Source organism: Streptomyces sp. NPDC021093 (genome assembly GCF_044333135.1).
Taxonomy (GTDB): Bacteria; Actinomycetota; Actinomycetes; order Streptomycetales; family Streptomycetaceae; genus Streptomyces.
Genome location: NZ_JBIRQJ010000023.1, coordinates 1 through 3649, shown reverse-complemented (window position 1 = coordinate 3649; position 3649 = coordinate 1). Strand labels below are relative to the sequence as shown.

Genomic DNA, 3649 nt, shown 5'->3' with positions numbered 1-3649 from the left:
CCCACCGTCGGCGCCTCGAACACCGCCCGCACCGGCAACTCCACCCCGAACACCCCCCGCACCCAACTCACCAACCGGATCGCGGTCAGGGAATGACCGCCCAGGGCGAAGAAGTCATCACCCACACCCACCCCGGACACACCCAGCACCTTCTCGAAGAGGCCACGCAGGATGTCCATGGCGGGTGACCGGGGGACATCCGCCGCGACGACCGCTTCCGTGGCAGTCACGGCGTCCGAAGCGGCCGCACCCGCTTCGCGCGGACCGGAGGGCAGGGCGGCGACCACCTTCCGGAAGTCCTGGTCCGGGTCGGCGACCAGGCCACGCAGTACGTCCGCGAGAACGGTGAGGATGCGGTCCGCCTCCGCCCTCTCGAAGAGGTCGGGCCGGTATTCGAGCTGAAGCTGCAGCCGGCTGCCGGAGAGTGCTCCGATCACCCGCAGCGGGAAGTGCGCGGCATCGTGACCGTCGACCACGCCGACCCGGAGGCCCGCGTACGACGAGGATCCGGCCGCTCCCTCCGGGTAGTTCTCGAACACCGCGACGGTGTCGAAGAGTTCACCGGTGCCGGCCGCGGCGCGTTGCAGACTGCTGAGCCGCAGGTGGTGGTGGGCCAGCAGCCCTCCCTGCTCCTCCTGAAGTCGGGCGAGGCGGCGCAGCATCGGCTCGTCGGGCTGTGAACGTACCCGTACCGGAATGGTGTTGATGAACATCCCCACCATCGACTCGATGCCGAGGATCTCCGGGGAGCGGCCGGACACGACGGTGCCGAAGGTCACGTCGTCGCTGCCGGTGAGACGGCCGAGGACGGTGGCCCAGGCGCCTTGGAGGAGGGTGCCCATGGTCAGGCCCTGCCGCCGTGCGAACAGGTTGAGCTCGGTGCCGAAGTCCACCGGCAGCCGGGCCGAGAGCCGTTCCGGCATGACGACCGCCCGCCCGGGAGCCGCCGCAGCCACCAGAGTGGGGCCGGGGATGCCGTCGAGCGCCGTCCGCCAGGCCTGCTCCGAGGCGGCGAGGTCCTTGGTGGCGAGCCATTCGAAGTACCGGCGGTAGGGAACGGCGGGGGGCAGCGACGCACTGTCCGGTCCGTCCGCGTACAGCGTGAACAGTTCGCGGACGAGCAGGGGGCCGGACCAGCCGTCCAGCACCATGTGGTGACAGCTGAGCACCAACCGGTATCGGTCGGGCCCGAACCGGACGAGAACGAAGCGGACCAACGGGGGCCGGTCCAGCGGGAAGCGCCGGGCCCGGTCCGCGAGCAGGAGGGACCGCAACCGGTCCTCGGGGCCGGATGCCGCCTCCGAGGATTCCGCCCCGGAGGGCTCTGCCCCGGAGGACTCCGCCTCGGACGAGCCCGCCCCGGAGGGGTCCGGGGCGGCGAAGTCGACCTCTTCCCACGGCAGTTCCACGCTGCGGTGGATGACCTGGATCGGCTGTGCGTTCTGCCGCTGCAGGAAGCCGGCCCGCAGAACGGGATGGCGATTCACCACGGCTGCCGCCGCGGCCTTCAGGCGGCCCGGATCGACCGGTCCGTCCAGGGCGAGTACGAACTGCACGTGGTAGACGTCGATTTCGTCGGCGTCGTAGTGAGACTGGAAGAACATTCCTTCCTGGAGCGGTGTCAGCGGAAGAACGTCATCGAACGGGGAATTATTCATCGCGCCCATTTCCCTCTCCTTTTGGTCTCCATCGAAAACTATCCCCCTTTTCTATCATTCTGTTATCGACCGAGTTGCCCTGTTTCCTTTTACTGATGGCGGCTGCGGATAGGGCTTCAATAAGAGGATGAAAGTCCGTCCTGTTTAAGGTTTCCCTTCTTCTCCACTACTTCTTCCGCCCCCAGAGACCCTCACGAGGAGCTCGGCATGACGCACCGTCCGGAAATCACTGCCGAACGGCAAGGGGCGGTGCGGTCGCTGCCCGAGGTGACGCTCCCCGAACTCGTCGAGGCCCAGGTCCGCCGTACCCCCGACGCCCCCGCCGTCAGCTCCGGTGAAACCCACCTGACCTACCGGGAGTTCAACGGGCGGGCGAACCGGCTGGCCCGGCTGCTGACCGCGCGGGGGGCCGGACCCGAGCGGGTCGTCGCCGTGCTGCTGCCGCGAGGCGCCGAGCTGGCGGTCGCCCTGCTCGCCATCGCGAAATCCGGCTCCGCCTACCTGCCGGTGGAGTTGGACTATCCGCAGGAGCGCATCGCCTTCCTGCTGGCCGACGCGCGCCCGGACGTCGTACTCAGGGTGCAGGCCGGGCCGGGGGTCGAGGGGACCGAGGGCCGCGAACTCGTACTGGATTCCCCGGAGGTGACCGCCGAACTCTCCCGGCAGCCGGACACGGACCTGACGCAGCGGGAGCGCCTCGCCCCCCTGCTCCCGGCCAACACGGCCTACGTCAACTACACCTCCGGTTCCACGGGGAAGCCGAAGGCAGTGGCGATCGAGCACCGCTCCCTCGCCGACTACCTGGCCTGGGCCACCCGGGCATATCCGAGCCTCGGACCGGGCGGCACCTCGCTGTGGCACTCCCCGTGCTCCTTCGACATGACCGTTTCGGAACTGTGGGCGCCGTTGGCGGGCGGAGGGCGCGTACTCATCAACGCCCTGGCGGAGGACGGGCACGGTCAGAAGGTCGACTGCACCTTCCTGAAGGGCACCCCCAGCCATCTGCCCCTGCTGGAACTGCTTCCCGACGGATACTCGCCGACCCGGCTGCTCATGCTGGGCGGCGAGGCGCTGCACGGTCCTGCCCTGGCGGAATGGCGCCGTCGTCACCCGGCGGCCACCGTGGTCAACGTCTACGGTCCGACCGAAACGACGGTGAACATCGCGGAGTTCCGGCTCGCCCCCGGGGACCGCGCCCCCGAGGGCGTGCTGCCGCTCGGCCGCGTCATGGACAACACCCGCGTCCACGTGCTGGACGAGCGGCTCCGGCCGGTGCCGCAGGGGGAGACGGGGGAGCTGTACGTTGCGGGCGCGGGACTGGCACGCGGCTACCGCGGCTCGCCACTGCTCACCGCCGAGCGCTTCGTGGCCGACCCGTTCGGCGCCCCCGGCACCCGGATGTACCGCACCGGAGACCTCGCGAGCTGGACGCCGGACGGACTCCTTGAGTTCCGCGGCCGGGCGGACCACCAGGTGAAGGTGCGGGGCTTCCGCGTCGAACCAGGCGAGATCGAGGGCGTGCTGGCGCAGCACCCGGATGTCTCCCGTGCGATCGTCCTGGTGCGCGAGGACCGGGCCCGCGACCAGCGCATCGTCGCCTACCTCACGAGGTCAGGGACGCGGGAGCCCGACCCGGCGGAACTGCGCCGGCACGTCGCAGCCCTGGTGCCGCACTACATGGTGCCCGCGGCCTTCGTCGTCCTGGACCGCTTCCCGCTGACCCCGAACGCGAAGGTCGACCGCGGGGCACTGCCGGTACCCGAGTACGCCGCCGGGGCAGGAGAGGGGGCGCTCGCGGCGCGCAGCCCTGAGGAGCGGATCCTCTGCGGTCTCGTCTCCGAGGTGCTGGGTGTGTCCGGGGTGGGTGTGGGTGATGACTTCTTCGCCCTGGGCGGTCATTCCCTGACCGCATTCCGGTTGGTGAGTCGGGTGCGGGGGGTGTTCGGGGTGGAGTTGCCGGTGCGGGCGGTGTTCGAGGCGCCGACGGTGGC

Annotated in this window: 2 protein-coding genes; one reads left to right on the top strand and one right to left on the bottom strand. The window is 70.1% G+C overall.

All coding sequences use genetic code 11. The annotated features are described in order from the left end of the window. The coding region (locus tag ACH4SP_RS42465) for a condensation domain-containing protein (RefSeq protein WP_398423857.1) at positions 1 to 1604 on the bottom strand (1604 nt) is incomplete at its 3' end. A gap of 261 nt (positions 1605 to 1865) precedes the next feature. On the opposite strand from ACH4SP_RS42465, the gene ACH4SP_RS42460 reads away from it, so the two are divergent. After that, positions 1866 to 3649 (top strand): amino acid adenylation domain-containing protein (locus ACH4SP_RS42460; protein WP_398423855.1); only part of this gene is annotated, 1784 nt, incomplete at its 3' end.